The 16,073-nt window shown below is 65.1% G+C and carries 15 protein-coding genes and 1 tRNA gene; 1 reads left to right on the top strand and 15 read right to left on the bottom strand.

Annotation, left to right across the window (positions count from 1 at the left end; genetic code table 11):
* Positions 1-13 precede the first annotated feature (13 nt).
* The 15 genes from nuoH to WS62_RS00315 form a co-directional block, all read right to left on the bottom strand.
* Positions 14-1,078: an NADH-quinone oxidoreductase subunit NuoH gene (gene nuoH / locus WS62_RS00385; RefSeq protein ID WP_066566247.1), complete on the bottom strand. Its 1,065-nt coding sequence runs from the start codon at positions 1,076-1,078 to the stop codon at positions 14-16.
* Positions 1,079-3,409 carry an NADH-quinone oxidoreductase subunit NuoG gene (gene nuoG / locus WS62_RS00380; RefSeq protein WP_066566244.1) on the bottom strand — a complete coding sequence of 777 codons (2,331 nt, stop codon included), beginning with the start codon at positions 3,407-3,409 and terminating at the stop codon, positions 1,079-1,081.
* A gap of 82 nt (positions 3,410-3,491) precedes the next feature.
* The gene (nuoF, locus tag WS62_RS00375) at positions 3,492-4,802 is read right to left on the bottom strand and encodes an NADH-quinone oxidoreductase subunit NuoF (RefSeq protein ID WP_066566238.1); all 1,311 of its coding nucleotides are present in this window, start codon (positions 4,800-4,802) and stop codon (positions 3,492-3,494) included.
* Entirely contained in the window at positions 4,799-5,284 is a 486-nt protein-coding gene (nuoE, locus tag WS62_RS00370; RefSeq protein ID WP_059596633.1) for an NADH-quinone oxidoreductase subunit NuoE, read from the bottom strand. Before nuoE ends, nuoF begins: the two co-directional genes overlap by 4 nt.
* Positions 5,285-5,452: 168 nt before the next feature.
* Positions 5,453-6,706: an NADH-quinone oxidoreductase subunit D gene (locus tag WS62_RS00365; RefSeq protein WP_066566230.1), complete on the bottom strand. Its 1,254-nt coding sequence runs from the start codon at positions 6,704-6,706 to the stop codon at positions 5,453-5,455.
* Between the two features lie 9 nt (positions 6,707-6,715).
* The gene (locus WS62_RS00360) at positions 6,716-7,318 is read right to left on the bottom strand and encodes an NADH-quinone oxidoreductase subunit C (protein WP_066566229.1); all 603 of its coding nucleotides are present in this window, start codon (positions 7,316-7,318) and stop codon (positions 6,716-6,718) included.
* A 20-nt stretch (positions 7,319-7,338) separates the two neighbouring features.
* Positions 7,339-7,818: a NuoB/complex I 20 kDa subunit family protein gene (locus WS62_RS00355; protein ID WP_004186402.1), complete on the bottom strand. Its 480-nt coding sequence runs from the start codon at positions 7,816-7,818 to the stop codon at positions 7,339-7,341.
* 62 nt (positions 7,819-7,880) lie between these two features.
* Positions 7,881-8,240, bottom strand: a complete 360-nt coding sequence (locus WS62_RS00350) for an NADH-quinone oxidoreductase subunit A (protein WP_066484407.1) — start codon at positions 8,238-8,240, stop codon at positions 7,881-7,883.
* Positions 8,241-8,395: 155 nt separating this feature from the next.
* Positions 8,396-8,480: transfer RNA gene (locus tag WS62_RS00345), tRNA-Leu, on the bottom strand.
* Positions 8,481-8,588: 108 nt separating this feature from the next.
* Positions 8,589-8,963 (bottom strand): preprotein translocase subunit SecG, encoded by a 375-nt coding sequence (gene secG, locus WS62_RS00340; RefSeq protein ID WP_066566227.1) that lies wholly within the window; start codon positions 8,961-8,963, stop codon positions 8,589-8,591.
* An 81-nt stretch (positions 8,964-9,044) separates the two neighbouring features.
* Positions 9,045-9,845: a triose-phosphate isomerase gene (gene tpiA / locus WS62_RS00335; protein ID WP_197422735.1), complete on the bottom strand. Its 801-nt coding sequence runs from the start codon at positions 9,843-9,845 to the stop codon at positions 9,045-9,047.
* 59 nt (positions 9,846-9,904) lie between these two features.
* Entirely contained in the window at positions 9,905-10,924 is a 1,020-nt protein-coding gene (locus WS62_RS00330) for an NAD(P)H-quinone oxidoreductase (protein ID WP_066566225.1), read from the bottom strand.
* Between the two features lie 117 nt (positions 10,925-11,041).
* The gene (gene pnp / locus WS62_RS00325; RefSeq protein ID WP_066566223.1) at positions 11,042-13,183 is read right to left on the bottom strand and encodes a polyribonucleotide nucleotidyltransferase; all 2,142 of its coding nucleotides are present in this window, start codon (positions 13,181-13,183) and stop codon (positions 11,042-11,044) included.
* A gap of 302 nt (positions 13,184-13,485) precedes the next feature.
* Positions 13,486-13,755: a 30S ribosomal protein S15 gene (gene rpsO / locus WS62_RS00320; protein WP_004185828.1), complete on the bottom strand. Its 270-nt coding sequence runs from the start codon at positions 13,753-13,755 to the stop codon at positions 13,486-13,488.
* A gap of 106 nt (positions 13,756-13,861) precedes the next feature.
* Positions 13,862-15,136, bottom strand: coding sequence for a branched-chain amino acid ABC transporter substrate-binding protein (locus WS62_RS00315; protein WP_066566220.1), 1,275 nt, complete (start codon positions 15,134-15,136; stop codon positions 13,862-13,864).
* A gap of 303 nt (positions 15,137-15,439) precedes the next feature.
* Here WS62_RS00315 and WS62_RS00310 point away from each other — a divergent pair, with 303 nt between their 5' ends.
* Positions 15,440-15,952 carry a hypothetical protein gene (locus tag WS62_RS00310; protein WP_066566218.1) on the top strand — a complete coding sequence of 171 codons (513 nt, stop codon included), beginning with the start codon at positions 15,440-15,442 and terminating at the stop codon, positions 15,950-15,952.
* Positions 15,953-16,073 lie beyond the last annotated feature (121 nt).

Here is a 16,073-nt window from a genome sequence, read left to right as displayed (position 1 = left end):
TTTCGTCCGCCCCTTATTTCCAGATATTCAGCGGCGACATCATCCAGAAACCGACCACGACCACCCAGATCACGCACACCGGCAGGAATATCTTCCAGCCGAGGCGCATGATCTGGTCGTAGCGGTAACGCGGGAACGTCGCACGGGCCCAAATGAACACCGACAGCAGCGCGAAGACTTTCAGCACCAGCCAGAAGATGCCCGGAATGAACGACAGGAATTCAAACGGCGCATCCCAGCCGCCGAGGAACAGCGTCGCCGCCATCGCCGAGATCACGATCATGTTGATGTACTCGGCAAGGAAGAACAGCGCGAACGCCATGCCCGAGTAATCGATCATGTGACCTGCGACGATCTCCGACTCCCCTTCCACCACGTCGAACGGGTGGCGGTTCGTTTCGGCGATGCCGGAGATGAAGTAGATGACGAACACGGGCAGGAGCGGCAGCCAGTTCCACGACAGGAAGTTGACGCCGTGGCCCGCGAAGAAGCCGTGCTGCTGCGAGTTGACGATCTCCGACAGGTTCAGGCTGCCCGCCGTCATCAGCACGAGCACGAGTGCGAAGCCCATCGAGATTTCGTACGACACCATCTGAGCGGCCGCGCGCATCGCGCCGAGGAATGCGTACTTCGAATTCGACGCCCAGCCGGCAAGAATCACCGCGTAGACGCCGACCGACGAGATCGCCATCGCGTACAGCAGACCCGCGTTGACGTTCGCGAGCACCGCGCCCGCCTGGAACGGAATCACCGCCCACACGGCGAACGCCGGCACGACCGTCATCACCGGCGCAATCAGATACAGCCAGCGGCTCGCCGCCGTCGGATGAATCACCTCCTTCAGCAGCAGCTTCAGCACGTCGGCGATCGGCTGCAGCAGGCCGGCGGGGCCGACGCGGTTCGGACCGAGACGCACGTGCATCCAGCCGATCAGCTTGCGCTCCCACAGAATCAGGTACGCGACGCTCAGCAGGATCACGACGGCGACGACGATGATGCGCACGAGCGCCCACACCGTCGGCCATGCGACGCCGAGAAGCTGGGCTCCGCCCGAGTTGATCGTATCGAACAAGCTCATTTACGCCTTCTCCACCACCAGTTCACCGGACAGGCTGCCGAGCGCTGCGCCGGCAGGCGTGGCCGCCGACACGCGAACGACCGTCTCCGCAAGGTTCTCGTCGCGCACGGCCGGCAACTGCACCGTGCGATCGCCCTGACGCACGCGCACCGCGTCGCCGTTCTTCAGACCGAGCTTGTCGAACAGCCCGGCAGGCAGGCCCACCTTGTGCGCGACCTTCGACGCGGCCGTCAGGTGCAGCGCGCCCGCGCGGCGCGACAGCGCGTCGGCGTGGTAGATCGGCACGTCGGCGAGGCGCTCGAGGCCGCCGTCGGCCGCCTTCGCGGCGGCGCGAGCGGGCGCCGCCGAAGTCTTGTTCGACAGGCGCGGCGCGATGTCCTCGTCGCCGAGCGCGGCGGCGCGCACTTCTTCCGACGTCTCGTATTCGAAATTCGGCAGGCCGAGCAGGCTGCCGAGCACGCGCAGCACCTTCCACGCAGGACGCGTGTCGCCGAGCGGACGCACGACGCCGTTGAACGACTGCGCGCGACCTTCCGCGTTCACGTACGTGCCGGCCGTCTCGGTGAACGGCGCGATCGGCAGCAGCACGTCCGCGTAATCGAGGCCGTACTTGAACGGCGACAGCACGACGACTGTCTCCGCCTGCTTCAGCGCGGCGAGCGCCTGCGCCGGATCGGCGGTATCGAATTCGGGTTCGACGTTGAGGAGCACGTAGCCCTTGCGCGGCTGCGCGAACGCGTCGCGCGCATTCAGGCCGTTCGCGCCCGGCAGCGCGCCGACGAGGTGCGCGCCGACCGTATTCGCCGCTTCCGTCAGGAAGCCGAGCGTTGCGCCCGTGGCGTCGGCGATCCACTGCGCGGTTGCATGGATCTGCGTGAATTGCGGATGCCGGACCGCGCTGTTGCCGAGCAGCACGACGCGGCGCTCGCCGTTCACGAGCGACTGCGCGACCGCTTGCGCGGCGCTCGACGCCTCGGCGCCCGCGAGCGCATCCGGCAACGCAACGCCGCGCGCCTGTGCGACGGCGGCCGCGATGCCCGCGAGCTCGTCGAGCCATGCCGACGGCGCGGCGACGATGCGTTGCGCGGTCGGAATCAGCGAATCGTCGCCCGTCGCATGCAGGAAATGCAGCTTCGCGCCGCTCTTCGCCGCCTGGCGCAGACGCGCTGCGAAGAGCGGATGATCGCGGCGCAGGAACGAACCGACGACGAACGCGGCGTCGACACCCGACAGATCGGCGATCGGCATCCCGAGCCACGGCGCGCCCTGGGCGGCCACGGAGAAATCGGTTTGACGCAGACGGAAATCGAGGTTCGGCGTCTTCAGCTCGCGCGCGAGCTGCTTGAGCAGGAACAGCTCCTCGACCGTGCTGTGCGCGCTGGCGAGCGTGGCGAGCGCGGACGCGCCGTGCTCGTCGCTGATGCCCTTCAGGCCGCGCGCGACGTACTCGAGCGCAGTCTGCCAGTCGACTTCGCGCCACTCGCCGCCCTGCTTGACCATCGGCTTCGTCAGGCGATCTTCGCTATTCAGGCCTTCGTACGAGAAGCGGTCCTTGTCCGAGATCCAGCACTCGTTGACGGCTTCGTTCTCGAACGGCAGCACGCGCATCACGCGGTTGTTCTTCACCTGCACGACAAGGTTCGCGCCGACGGAATCGTGCGGGCTCACCGACTTGCGGCGCGACAGCTCCCACGTGCGGGCGCTGTAGCGGAACGGCTTGCTCGTCAGCGCGCCGACCGGGCACAGGTCGATCATGTTGCCCGACAGCTCGGAGTCGACCGTCTTGCCGACGAACGTCGTGATTTCCGAGTGCTCGCCGCGGCCCAGCATGCCGAATTCCATCACGCCGGCGATTTCCTGGCCGAAGCGCACGCAGCGCGTGCAGTGGATGCAGCGCGACATCTCTTCCATCGAGATGAGCGGGCCGACTTCCTTGTGGAACACGACGCGCTTCTCTTCCGCGTAGCGCGACGACGACTTGCCGTAACCGACCGCAAGATCCTGCAGTTGGCATTCGCCGCCCTGATCGCAGATCGGGCAGTCGAGCGGATGGTTGATGAGCAGGAACTCCATCACCGACTGCTGCGCCTTCACGGCCTTGTCAGAGTTGGTGTGGACGATCATGCCGGCCGACACGGGCGTCGCGCACGCGGGCACCGCCTTCGGCATCTTCTCGACTTCGACGAGACACATCCGGCAGTTGGCCGCAACCGACAGCTTCTTGTGATAGCAGAAGTGAGGAATGTACGTGTCCGCCTTGTGCGCAGCCTGGATCACCATGCTGCCTTCGGGCACCTCGACCTTCTTGCCGTCTATTTCAAGTTCAACCATGATGGTGAATGGTCCTTAACCTATTACCGCTCGCCCGCGTCCGCTCGACCGGGCGCTCGAATTCTGCAATCGGGTTGCGCCGTCAGGCCGCAGCCGCATGCGCGTGGCCGCCGACCATGCAGTGCTTGTGCTCGACGTGGTACGCGAATTCGTCCCAGTAGTGCTTGAGCATGCCGCGCACCGGCATCGCCGCCGCGTCGCCGAGCGCGCAGATCGTGCGGCCCATGATGTTCTCCGCGACCGAGTTCAGCAGATCCAGGTCTTCCTGGCGACCTTCGCCGTGCTCGATGCGGTTCACGACGCGGTACAACCAGCCCGTGCCTTCGCGGCACGGCGTGCACTGGCCGCACGACTCTTCGTAATAAAAGTACGACAGGCGCAGGAGCGAGCGCACCATGCAGCGCGTCTCGTCCATCACGATCACCGCGCCGGAACCAAGCATCGAGCCCGCCTTCGCGATCGAGTCGTAGTCCAGATCGGTCTGCATCATGATGTCGCCCGGGATCACCGGCGCCGACGAGCCGCCCGGGATCACCGCCTTGATCTTCTTGCCGCCGCGCATGCCGCCGGCGAGTTCCATCAGCGTCGCGAACGGCGTGCCGAGCGGCACTTCATAGTTGCCCGGACGCTCGACGTCGCCCGACACCGAGAAGATCTTCGTGCCGCCGTTGTTCGGCTTGCCCATTTCGAGATAATTCTGCGGGCCGACCGCCAGCAGGAACGGCACCGCCGCGAACGTCTCGGTGTTGTTGATCGTCGTCGGCTTGCCGTAGACGCCGAAGCTCGCCGGGAACGGCGGCTTGAAGCGCGGCTGGCCCTTCTTGCCTTCGAGCGATTCGAGCAGCGCGGTTTCCTCGCCGCAGATGTACGCGCCGTAGCCGTGATGCGCGTGCAGCTGGAACGAGAATCCCGACCCCATGATGTCGTCGCCGAGGAAGCCGGCGCGGCGCGCTTCCTCGAGCGCTTCCTCGAAGCGTCGATACACTTCGAAGATTTCGCCGTGGATGTAGTTGTAGCCGACGGTGATGCCCATCGCGTACGCGCCGATAGCCATGCCTTCGATCAGCGCGTGCGGGTTCCAGCGCAGGATGTCGCGATCCTTGAACGTGCCCGGCTCGCCTTCGTCCGAGTTGCAGACGAGATACTTCTGGCCCGGGAACTGACGCGGCATGAAGCTCCACTTCAGACCGGTCGGAAAGCCCGCGCCGCCGCGGCCGCGCAAGCCCGACGCCTTCACGTCGGCGATCACCTGCTCGGGCGGAATCTTTTCTTCGAGGATGCGGCGCAGCTGCGCGTAGCCGCCGCGCACGACATAGTCTTCGAGATGCCAGTTCTCGCCGGTGAGGCCGGCGAGGATCAGCGGTTTGATGTGACGATCGTGGAGGGACGTCATTTCGAGAGCTCCTCAAGCAGCTGGTCGATCTTCTCGCGGCTCATGAAGCTGCACATTTTGTGATTGTTGAGCAGCAGCACCGGCGCATCGCCGCACGCGCCGAAGCACTCGCCTTCCTTCAGCGTGAACTTGCCGTCCGGCGTCGTTTCGCCGAAGTCGATGCCGAGCTTCTGCTTCAGATAGTCGGCCGTCGCTTCAGCGCCGCCGTGCGGCCCGAGCTGGCACGGCAGGTTCGTGCAGAGCGTGATCTTGTGCGTGCCGACGGGCGCGAGCTCGTACATCGTGTAGAACGTCGCGACTTCCTGCACGGCGATGGCCGGCATGCCGAGATAATCCGCGACGAACTGCATCAGTTCGGGCGACAGCCAGCCATGCTCTTCCTGAGCGACGGCCAGCGCCGACATCACAGCGGACTGTTTCTGATCGGCGGGATATTTCGCGATCGCTCGATCGATTTCTTTCAGGCCTTCAGCTGAGATCATTTTCAGACACGACTCTTTCAATTCCTACCGCACGAACAACCTGCCGCATGACCGATGCGGCAGACCTGGCGCTCACTGTTGACAGCTTGTTGCGACGGCGCGACCGAGGCCCGCGCCGCGTGTGATTCGCCGCGCGCGGCCCGGCCGGGCCCGCGAGCGGCGCGACCATCAGCGGTCGACTTCGCCGAACACGATGTCCTGCGTACCGATGATCGTGACGGCGTCGGCGATCATGTGCCCGCGCGCCATTTCGTCGAGCGCGGACAGATGGGCGTAGCCCGGTGCACGGATCTTGAGGCGATACGGCTTGTTTGCGCCGTCCGACACGAGATAGATGCCGAACTCGCCCTTCGGGTGCTCGACAGCTGCATACGTCTCGCCTTCGGGCACGTGAAAACCTTCCGTGAAGAGCTTGAAATGGTGGATCAGATCCTCCATGTTCGTCTTCATGCCGACACGCGACGGCGGCGCGATCTTGTGATTGTCGGTGATCACGGGACCGGGATTCTTACGAAGCCACTCAATACACTGTTTCGCGATACGCGTCGCCTGGCGCATCTCCTCGACACGCACGAGATAACGGTCGTAGCAATCGCCGTTCACGCCGACCGGGATATCGAAGTCGAGGCGGTCGTACACTTCGTACGGCTGCTTCTTGCGCAGATCCCATGCAATGCCGGAGCCGCGGATCATCGGACCCGTCAGGCCGAGCTGCAGCGCACGTTCCGGCGTCACGACGCCGATGCCGACGAGACGCTGCTTCCAGATCCGGTTGTCGGTCAGGAGCGTTTCGTATTCGTCGACGCACTTCGGGAAGCGCGTGAAAAAATCGTCGATGAAGTCGAGCACCGAGCCCTGGCGCGCTTCGTTCATCCTCGCGAGCGCCTTCTCGTTGCGGATCTTCGACGCCTTGTACTGCGGCATCGCGTCCGGCAGATCGCGATAGACGCCGCCCGGACGATAGTACGCCGCGTGCATGCGCGCGCCGGACACCGCCTCGTACACGTCCATCAGGTCTTCGCGCTCGCGGAACGCATAGAGGAACACCGCCATCGCGCCGACGTCGAGCGCGTGCGCGCCGATCCACATCAGGTGGTTCAGCACACGCGTGATCTCGTCGAACAGCACGCGGATGTATTGCGCACGCTCCGGCACGTCGATGCCGAGCAGCTTCTCGATCGCGAGCACGTAGCCGTGTTCGTTCACCATCATCGACACGTAGTCGAGACGGTCCATGTACGGCACCGACTGGATGAACGTCTTGTTCTCGGCGAGCTTCTCGGTCGCGCGATGCAGAAGGCCGATGTGCGGATCGGCGCGCTGGATCACTTCGCCGTCGAGTTCGAGCACGAGGCGCAGCACGCCGTGCGCGGCCGGGTGCTGCGGACCGAAGTTGAGCGTGTAGTTCTTGATTTCAGCCATGACGCCCTCTCAATGTTTCAGACCGCCATAGCGATCCTCGCGGATCACGCGCGGCGTGATTTCGCGCGGCTCGATCGTCACCGGCTGGTATACGACGCGCTTCTCTTCCGGGTCGTAACGCATTTCGACATAGCCCGAAACCGGGAAGTCCTTGCGGAACGGATGGCCGATGAAGCCGTAATCGGTGAGGATGCGGCGCAGGTCGGGGTGGCCTTCGAACACGACGCCGTAGAGGTCGAATGCTTCGCGCTCGTACCAGTTCGCCGAGTTCCAGACATCGACGACCGACGGCACGATCGGCAGATCGTCGTCCGGCGCGAACACGCGCACGCGCAGGCGCCAGTTGTTCGCGATCGACAGCAGATGCAGGACGGCGGCAAAGCGCGGGCCGTCGTAGGCACCGTCGCCGTAGGTTTGATAGTCGACGCCGCAGAGGTCGATCAGCTGCTCGAAGCCGAGCGTGCGATCGTCGCGCAGCGCTTTCACGACTTCGAGGTAATCGCTCGCCTTCACGACGAGCGTGAGCTCGCCAACCGCTTCTACGAGGCTCACCACGCGCGCGCCGAGCGCGGCTTCGAGGTTCGCCTTGAGGGTCTCGATTTTGCTTGCCATGTTGTGGGGTGCTCGATGCTTTATTGACGGGCGATGGTGCTCGTGCGACGGATCTTCGCCTGCAGCTGGATCACGCCGTAGACGAGCGCCTCGGCGGTCGGCGGACAGCCCGGCACATAGACGTCGACGGGCACGATCCGATCGCAGCCGCGCACCACCGAGTACGAGTAGTGGTAGTAGCCGCCGCCGTTCGCGCACGACCCCATCGAGATCACCCAGCGCGGCTCGGCCATCTGATCGTAGACGCGGCGCAGCGCGGGCGCCATCTTGTTGCAGAGCGTACCCGCGACGATCATTACATCGGATTGACGCGGGCTCGGACGGAACACGACGCCGAACCGGTCGAGGTCGTAGCGGGCGGCGCCCGCATGCATCATTTCCACTGCGCAGCACGCGAGCCCGAACGTCATCGGCCACAGCGAGCCGGTACGCGTCCAGTTGATCAGCTTGTCAGCCGTCGTGGTGACAAACCCTTCCTTCAAGACCCCTTCGATACTCATTTGCTTTCCACTCCAGACAGGCGGCGACGCGTGGCCGCCCATGCAAACCGGCGATTAGCCCGTCACTCCCAGTCGAGGCCGCCCTTCTTCCAGATATAGGCAAAGCCCAGCAGGAATTCGAGCAGGAAAATCATCATTGCGATGAAACCGGGCCAGCCGATCTCGCGCAGGGCGACACCCCACGGAAACAGGAATGCGGTCTCGAGATCGAAGATGATGAACAGAATCGCAACGAGGTAGTAGCGCACGTCGAACTTCATGCGCGCGTCCTCGAACGCCTCGAAGCCGCACTCGTATGGCGCGTTCTTGCCGCTGTCGGGCTTGTTGGGACCGAGGATCTTGCCGATGCTGACCAGCGCTATACCTAAACCAGTGCCCACCAGGAGGAACAACAAGACGGGGTAATAGGCTGCGAGGTTCAAGGCTATCCTCTATTGGTTGGTTCCGAGCGTTCCGGAGAATAACACCGATCCGGGGAAAGGATCATTTCGGACTACCGCAGAACCCAAGCTGAGCGCAAGGGTAGCCCAGAAATGAAAAATGCCAGCCACATGAAGCGGCTGGCATTGAGTAACTTTGGTGCCGACGGCGAGACTCGAACTCGCACAGCTTTCGCCACTACCCCCTCAAGATAGCGTGTCTACCAATTTCACCACGTCGGCACTGCATGCAACCCGGGAAGAACTTCGTATCCCGCGAATCGCTTCAAGAATTAAATTCTAACCCGGCTCTTCAAATTGTTCAACGCACAAACACGAAATTTTTAAATTTTATTTCGGCACGTCCTGACCCGGCGCAGACGCAGCCGACACGGCGGCCGGCGCGGACGCCGCAGGCGCTTGCGACGCAGCAACCGACGACGCAGGCGCGGGAGCCGCGCCGAGCAAGCCGACCGACGGCGCCGACTTGTACGAACCGAGATACGTCAACGCGAGCGTCGCGACGAAGAAGATCGTCGCCAGGACCGCTGTCGTGCGCGACAGGAAATTTGCCGAGCCAGTCGCACCGAACAGACTGCCCGACGCACCGCTGCCGAACGCCGCGCCCATGTCGGCACCCTTGCCATGCTGCAGCAACACGAGGCCGATCACGCCGAGTGCGGACAGCAGTTGGACCACAATGATCAAGACTTTAAAATACGGCATACATTCACCTGTTTGGTTTAAGCAACCGGCGCACCTGCCGGCTGCCCCGATATCCTTCGCGCGCTCGCGTTATGCGAACGCCTACTGCGCTGCCCGGCAGATCGCCAGAAAATCTCCGCTCTTCAACGACGCGCCGCCGATCAGGCCGCCGTCGATGTCCGGCTGACCGAACAGCTCGGCCGCATTGTCGGCCTTCACGCTGCCGCCGTACAGCAGCGACACGTGCTCCGCCCCTTTCGCGGCAAGCCGTGCGCGCAGGAACGCGTGTACCTGCTGCGCCTGCTCGGCCGTCGCGCTCTTGCCCGTGCCGATCGCCCAGACCGGCTCGTACGCGACGACAATGCGCGCCGCGTCGTCCGCCGACAACATCGCGAGCACTGCGTCGAGCTGCGCGCCGACGACCTGCTCGGTCGCCCCCGCTTCGCGCTCGGCGAGCGTCTCGCCAACGCAGACGACGGGCGTCAGGCCCGCGGCGAGCGCACGCTGCGCCTTCGTCGCGACGGTCTCGTTCGATTCGCCGTGATACGCACGGCGCTCCGAGTGCCCGACGATCGCGTAAGCCGCGCCGAACTCCGCCACCATGCCGGCCGCGACTTCACCCGTGTAAGCGCCCTGCTCATGCGCGGACACGTCCTGCGAGCCCCACGCGACGCGACCGCCCTGGAGCTGCGTCTGCGCCTGCGCGAGATACGGGAACGGCACGCACACGCCGATGCCGACATTGTCGTGCACCGCCTGCGCGCCTTGCGCGACTTCGTTCAGCAATGCCTGGTTGCCGCTCAAGCGACCTTGCATCTTCCAGTTGCCGATCACCCGCTTGATTCTTTGTTTCGACATCGTTTGTCTCGTCGTTGACGCGCCGAAGCCGGGCGTCGTGTTCATCTGGCGAAGCGAACCCGCGATTTTACGGCGGCGCTCTAGAGCCGGTCAAACCACCGGTGTCAAGCGTTCGCACCCCAATCGAGCATGATCTTGCCGACGTGCTCGCTGCTTTCCATCAGCGCATGCGCGTCCGACGCCTGCGCGGCCGGCAGCACGCGGTAGACGACGGGCTTCACGCGCCCGTCCTCGATGAGCGGCCACACATGCGCCTTCAACTGCGCGGCGATGCGCGCCTTGAACTCGACGGGACGCGGCCGCAGCGTCGAGCCCGTGACCGTCAGACGACGGCGCAGAATCTCGCCCAGATTGATCTCGGATTTCGCACCGCCGAGGAGCGCAATCACGACGAGCCGGCCGCCGTCGGCGAGCGCCGTCAGCTCGCGCGGCACGTACGCGCCCGCGACCATGTCGAGAATCACGTCGACGCCGCGATCGTGCGTCAGCGACTTCACGACGTCGACGAAATCCTCGGTCTTATAGTTGATCGCGCGCTCCGCGCCGAACTGCTCGCATGCGCGGCACTTGTCGTCGGTGCCCGCCGTCGCGAACACGCGGAAGCCGAGCGCATGCGCGATCTGGATCGCCGTCACGCCAATGCCGCTCGAGCCGCCCTGCACGAGGAACGTTTCCTGCGCACCGCCCTCGCCCGCCCCCAGTTGCGCACGATCGAACACGTTGCTCCACACCGTGAAGAACGTCTCGGGCAGCGACGCGGCCTCGACGTCGGTCAGCCCCTTCGGCACCGGCAGGCACTGCGCGAGCGGCGCGGCCACGTACTCGGCATAGCCGCCGCCCGCGAGCAGCGCGCAGACGCGGTCGCCGAGCTTCAGGCCGAACGGGTTCGTCGCGGGGTCGGAAAGGTCGCCGCCGACGATCTCGCCGGCAACCTCGAGGCCCGGCAGATCCGATGCGCCGGGCGGCGGCGCATAAGCGCCCTTTCTCTGGAACACGTCCGGACGGTTGACGCCGGACGCCGCCACCTTGATCTGCACCTCGCCGCGCTTCGGTTCCGGCTGCGGGCGCTCTGTCAGCTTCAGCACGTCGGGCGCGCCGAATTCGGTGATTTCGATCGCTTTCATGCACGTCGCTCCAAGATCGTGACGGGTTTGCGCGCGCGATGCGCGCCCCGCAAACCGGTCCATCCTATGAAAAAAACGGCCGGCGCGCATTCGCGCTGCCGGCCGTTTCGTCGCCGCTTACTGCTGCGGCGGCGTATCCGACTGACCGGCCGCTTCGTTCAGCAGCGCCTTCGCCGACAGACGCACGCGTCCCTTCTCGTCCGTCTGGATCACCTTGACCTTAACCTGCTGGCCTTCCTTCAGGTAGTCGTTGATGTCCTTCACCCGCTCGTTGACGATCTCCGAGATGTGCAGCAGGCCGTCCTTGCCCGGCAGCAGGTTCACGATCGCACCGAAATCGAGCAGCTTCAGCACCGTGCCTTCGTACACCTGACCGACTTCAATCTCGGCCGTGATGTTCTCGATGCGCTTCTTCGCTTCGGCCATGCCTTCGCTGTTCGTGCTCGCGATCGTCACGACGCCGTCGTCCGAGATGTCGATCGTCGTGCCGGTTTCCTCGGTCAGCGCACGGATCACCGAGCCGCCCTTGCCGATCACGTCGCGGATCTTTTCCGGGTTGATCTTGATCGTGATCATGCGCGGCGCGAATTCCGACAGTTGCGTGTTCGCGCCGGCGACGGCTTCCGTCATCTTGCCGAGGATGTGCATGCGGCCTTCCTTCGCCTGCGCGAGCGCGACCTGCATGATTTCCTTCGTGATGCCCTGGATTTTGATGTCCATCTGCAGCGCCGTCACGCCTTCTGCCGTGCCGGCCACCTTGAAGTCCATGTCGCCGAGGTGATCTTCGTCGCCGAGGATGTCGGTCAGCACCGCGAACTTGTTGCCCTCGAGAATCAGGCCCATCGCGATGCCCGCGACGTGCGCCTTCATCGGCACGCCTGCGTCCATCAGCGCGAGGCAGCCGCCGCACACCGACGCCATCGACGACGAGCCGTTCGACTCGGTGATTTCCGACACGACGCGGATCGAGTAGCCGAATTCGTCGGCGCTCGGCAGGCACGCGACGAGCGCGCGCTTCGCGAGGCGGCCGTGGCCGATTTCGCGGCGCTTCGGCGAACCGACGCGGCCCGTTTCGCCGGTCGCGAACGGAGGCATGTTGTAGTGGAGCATGAAGCGCTCGCGGTATTCGCCTTCGAGCGCGTCGATGATCTGCTCGTCACCCTTGGTGCCGAGCGTCGCGACGACGAGCGCCTGCGTCTCGCCGCGCGTGAAAAGCGCCGAGCCGTGGGTGCGCGGCAGCACGCCCGTGCGGATCTCGATCGGGCGCACGGTGCGCGTGTCGCGGCCGTCGATGCGCGGCTCGCCGTTCAGGATCTGCGAGCGAACGATCTTCGCTTCGAGGTCGAACAGGATGTTGCCGACCGTCGCCGCATCGGCGGCTTCGGCGTTCGACGCCGCCGCTTCTTCCGCGAGCTTCGCGGTGGCGGCTGCGTAGACTGCCTTCAGCTTCGTCGAGCGCGACTGCTTTTCGCGGATCTGGTAGGCCGCCTGCAGGTCGGCTTGCGCGAGCTCGGTCACGCGCGCGATCAGCGCTTCGTTCTTCGCAGCCGGCTGCCAGTCCCACTCGGGCTTGCCGCCTTCGCGCACGAGTTCGTGAATCGCGTCGATCGCCTTTTGCATCTGCTCGTGGCCGAACACCACGGCGCCCAGCATCACGTCTTCCGGCAGTTGCTCGGCTTCCGACTCGACCATCAGTACAGCACGCTCCGTGCCCGCGACGACGAGGTCGAGGCGCGACGCCTTGATCTGCTCACGCGTCGGGTTCAGCACGTATTCGTTGTCGATGTACGCGACGCGCGCGGCGCCGACCGGGCCGTTGAACGGCAGACCCGACACGGCGAGCGCAGCCGACGCGCCGATGAGCGCCGGGATGTCGGCCGGGACTTCCGGGTTCACCGACAGCACGTGGATCACGACCTGCACTTCGTTATAAAAACCTTCCGGGAAGAGCGGGCGCAGCGGACGGTCGATGAGACGCGACGTCAGCGTCTCGTGCTCCGACGGACGGCCTTCGCGGCGGAAGAAGCCGCCCGGGATCTTGCCGGCCGAGTAGGTCTTCTCGATGTAGTCGACGGTGAGCGGGAAAAAGTCCTGGCCCGGCTTCGCCGTCTTCGCGCCGACGACCGTCGCGAGGACGACGGTGTCCTCGATGTCGACGAGCACGGCGCCGCTAGCCTGGCGCGCGATCTCGCCGGTTTCGAGGCGCACCTTGTGCTGGCCCCACTGGAATTCCTTCACGACTTTGTTGAACAGAGACATGGTCGCTCCTTTCGTTCTATGACTGGATCGCCGTGCGCGGACGAAGCCGGCATGGCGGCGGCGCGACCGGGCCACATGGGAAGAGGTGTGTTTTTTATGCCATTCCAGCGCCGTGCTCGCCGCTCGGCGTCGAGCGGGACGCGAACAGCGCGCTGGAATGACACAAAGCTCAACCCTTGTGCGCCTGGCCGGTTGTGGGCTTCGACAGCCCGACGGCATGCATCGTGCGTGCCGCGAAAAAACAAAATGCCTGTATCAGCAGACTGACACAGGCATCTTGCTGGAGGCGAGCAACGCCCCGATTACTTACGCAGACCCAGCTTCTCGATCAGCGCGCGGTAACGGTCGGCATCCTTGCCCTTGAGGTAATCGAGCAGCTTGCGGCGGCGGCTCACCATGCGCAGCAGGCCGCGGCGGCTGTGGTGATCCTTCGCGTGGGTCTTGAAGTGACCCGTCAGTTCCGTGATGCGCGCCGTCAACAGCGCGACCTGCACTTCGGGCGAGCCCGTGTCGTTGGCGCCGCGCGCGAACTGAGCAACAACTTCCGACTTCTTGATATCAGCAACAGACATTTGATTTCCTTTCGACTGAACAGGCGGACACGGAAGAACGGCCGTGCCGTGATTTACAACCGGCGCGCATTGTAGCACAAGTCGCCCGGCCGGCGAACCCCGCCTTTCACGAGCGTTTCATACGGCATTCGGCGGAAGCCGCGCCCTGCGCGGGCGGCAGCTCGAGCACCGTCCGAAAGCCGTAACCCGACCCCGCGTTGTCGAAGCGCACGCCACGCGCGCCCACGCGATCCATCTCGATCACGTAAAGGGGTTGGATCAATTGGTGGTCGGCCGCGCGCATCTGCGCCGGGTGGAAGCCGTCGTCGTAGCGCATCCCCTCGAGCGCCTTCGCGACCGCGACCGGATCGGCCGAGCCTGCACGCGTCATCGCCGCGGCCAGCATCTCGATCATCAGGCTCATCCGTCGCACCGGATAGTCGTCCTGCGGCGTCGGGAAGCGCGCGCAGAACGCGCGATAGAACGCGTCGGACTGCGCGCCGCCCGCATTCGGATGCCAGTCGGCGACCGCGAGCACGCGCTTCACGCCCGCGGCGCCGAGCGCGGCAGGCGCGTCCAGGCTGTTGCCGTAGAACGTGTAAAACTTCGTCGCGAGCCCCTGCTCGCGCGCCGCACGCACGAGCAGCGTCAGATCGTTGCCCCAGTTGCCCGTCACGACTGCGTCCGCGCCGCTCGCGCGAATCTTCGCGACGTACGGCGAGAAATCCTTCACGCGTCCGATCGGATGGAATTCGTCGCCGACGATCGCGATGTCCGGCCGCCGCACCTTCAACGCGGCGCGCGCGAGCGTGCTGACGTCGTGCCCGAAGCTGTAGTCCTGGTTCAGCAGATAGACCTTCCTGACCGCGCGATCGCGCGCGAGCACGTCGGCGAGCGCGTCCATCCGCATGCCGGCGTGCGCGTCGAAGCGGAAGTGCCAGAAGCTGCAGTCGCGGCCCGTCAGCGCGGGATCGTCGGCCGAATAGTTGAGGAACAGCGCGCGATGCTCGGGATCGCGCGCATTCTGCTTGTCGAGCGCGGCGACGAGCGCCGCGGCGACAGCCGAGCCGTTGCCCTGCGCGACGAAGCCGATCCCCTTGTCGGTCGCCGCGCGCAACTGGACGAGCGCCTCCTCGACGCCGCCCTTGCTGTCGAGCACGACGAGTTCGAGCGGATGGGCGCCATCGCGCAGCCGCACGCCGCCCTGCGCATTGACGCGCTCGACGCCGAAGCGCAGATTGCGCTCGACCGCCGCGCCCGCATTCGCGAACGGTCCCGACATCCCCTCGACGAGCGCGATCCGGATCGACTCACTCGCCGCGCCGGCCTGCGCGGGCAACAGCATCGTCAATGAGAGCGCCACCGAGGCAGCGGCGGCAAAACGCATCCAATGGGAAGACATCGCGTGGTTTCCTGCGCAGTCCGTTCGTCGAGCGCAGGATCATAGGCGAGCGTGCGGCGAACGGGCAAGCGGGTCAGCCGCACGGACGCGTGGCGAGTGTCGAGCGATGATCGCCGGATCGGCCGGATGGGCCGTCCGAACGGACGGTCGATCGAATGCCCCGTCGACACCCGCCCCATCCGCCCGCCCTCCCGATGCCGCGCCGGCCCCCGCCGTGTCGCGGATGCCGCGCAGCGCAAACTTTTCCGCGCCGGTACGCGCACGCGTTCATCCGCCGTGATAAAACGTCGCCATCCCCGCCTCATGGAGAAACGTATGTTCGCTCGTCTCCCGGTTCTGTTCGCTTGCGCGGCGGCGCTCCTCTCCGGCTGCGCCCAGCCGTGGCAGCAGTTTCGCGCCGGAGAGGACTCGTCGGCGATCGTCGCCCGGATGGGCCCTCCGCGCGAAATCTACGACCTGCCGAACGGCGGCAAGCGCCTGATGTGGCCAACCCAGCCGATGGGCGAGGTCACGACGGCCGCCGACGTCGACGCCCACGGCAGGATTGTCAACGTGCGGCAGGTGCTGCAGCCGCTCGAGTTCTATCGCGCCGAGATCGGCAAGTGGACCAGGACCGACGTGCTCGTGAACTTCGGCCGCCCGGTCGAAACGTCCTACTTCCCGCTGATGAAGCGCGAAGTGTGGACCTACCGCTACCTCGAAGACAACGTCTGGTACATGCTCTACAGCTTCTACTTCGACGATGCCGGCATCCTGCGCCTCACGCAGAAGACGCCTGACCCGCTGCACGATCCCGATCGCCGCTCGCTGTTCTGATACTTCCCGCCGCCGGCCGCTCGGCCGGCGCCTCTCTTCCGAAGTCATTTAGTGCGCTCGGGTTCTTAAATGACTTTTTTATCATTTTTCTCATTAGCTTTTTAAAATTTTTGTCATCTTT

It is taken from the genome of Burkholderia sp. ABCPW 14 (assembly GCF_001523835.1).
Lineage (GTDB): Bacteria > Pseudomonadota > Gammaproteobacteria > Burkholderiales > Burkholderiaceae > Burkholderia > Burkholderia mayonis.
The sequence above is the reverse complement of the archived record's forward strand: the minus strand, read 5'-3'. Positions and strand labels throughout refer to the sequence as shown.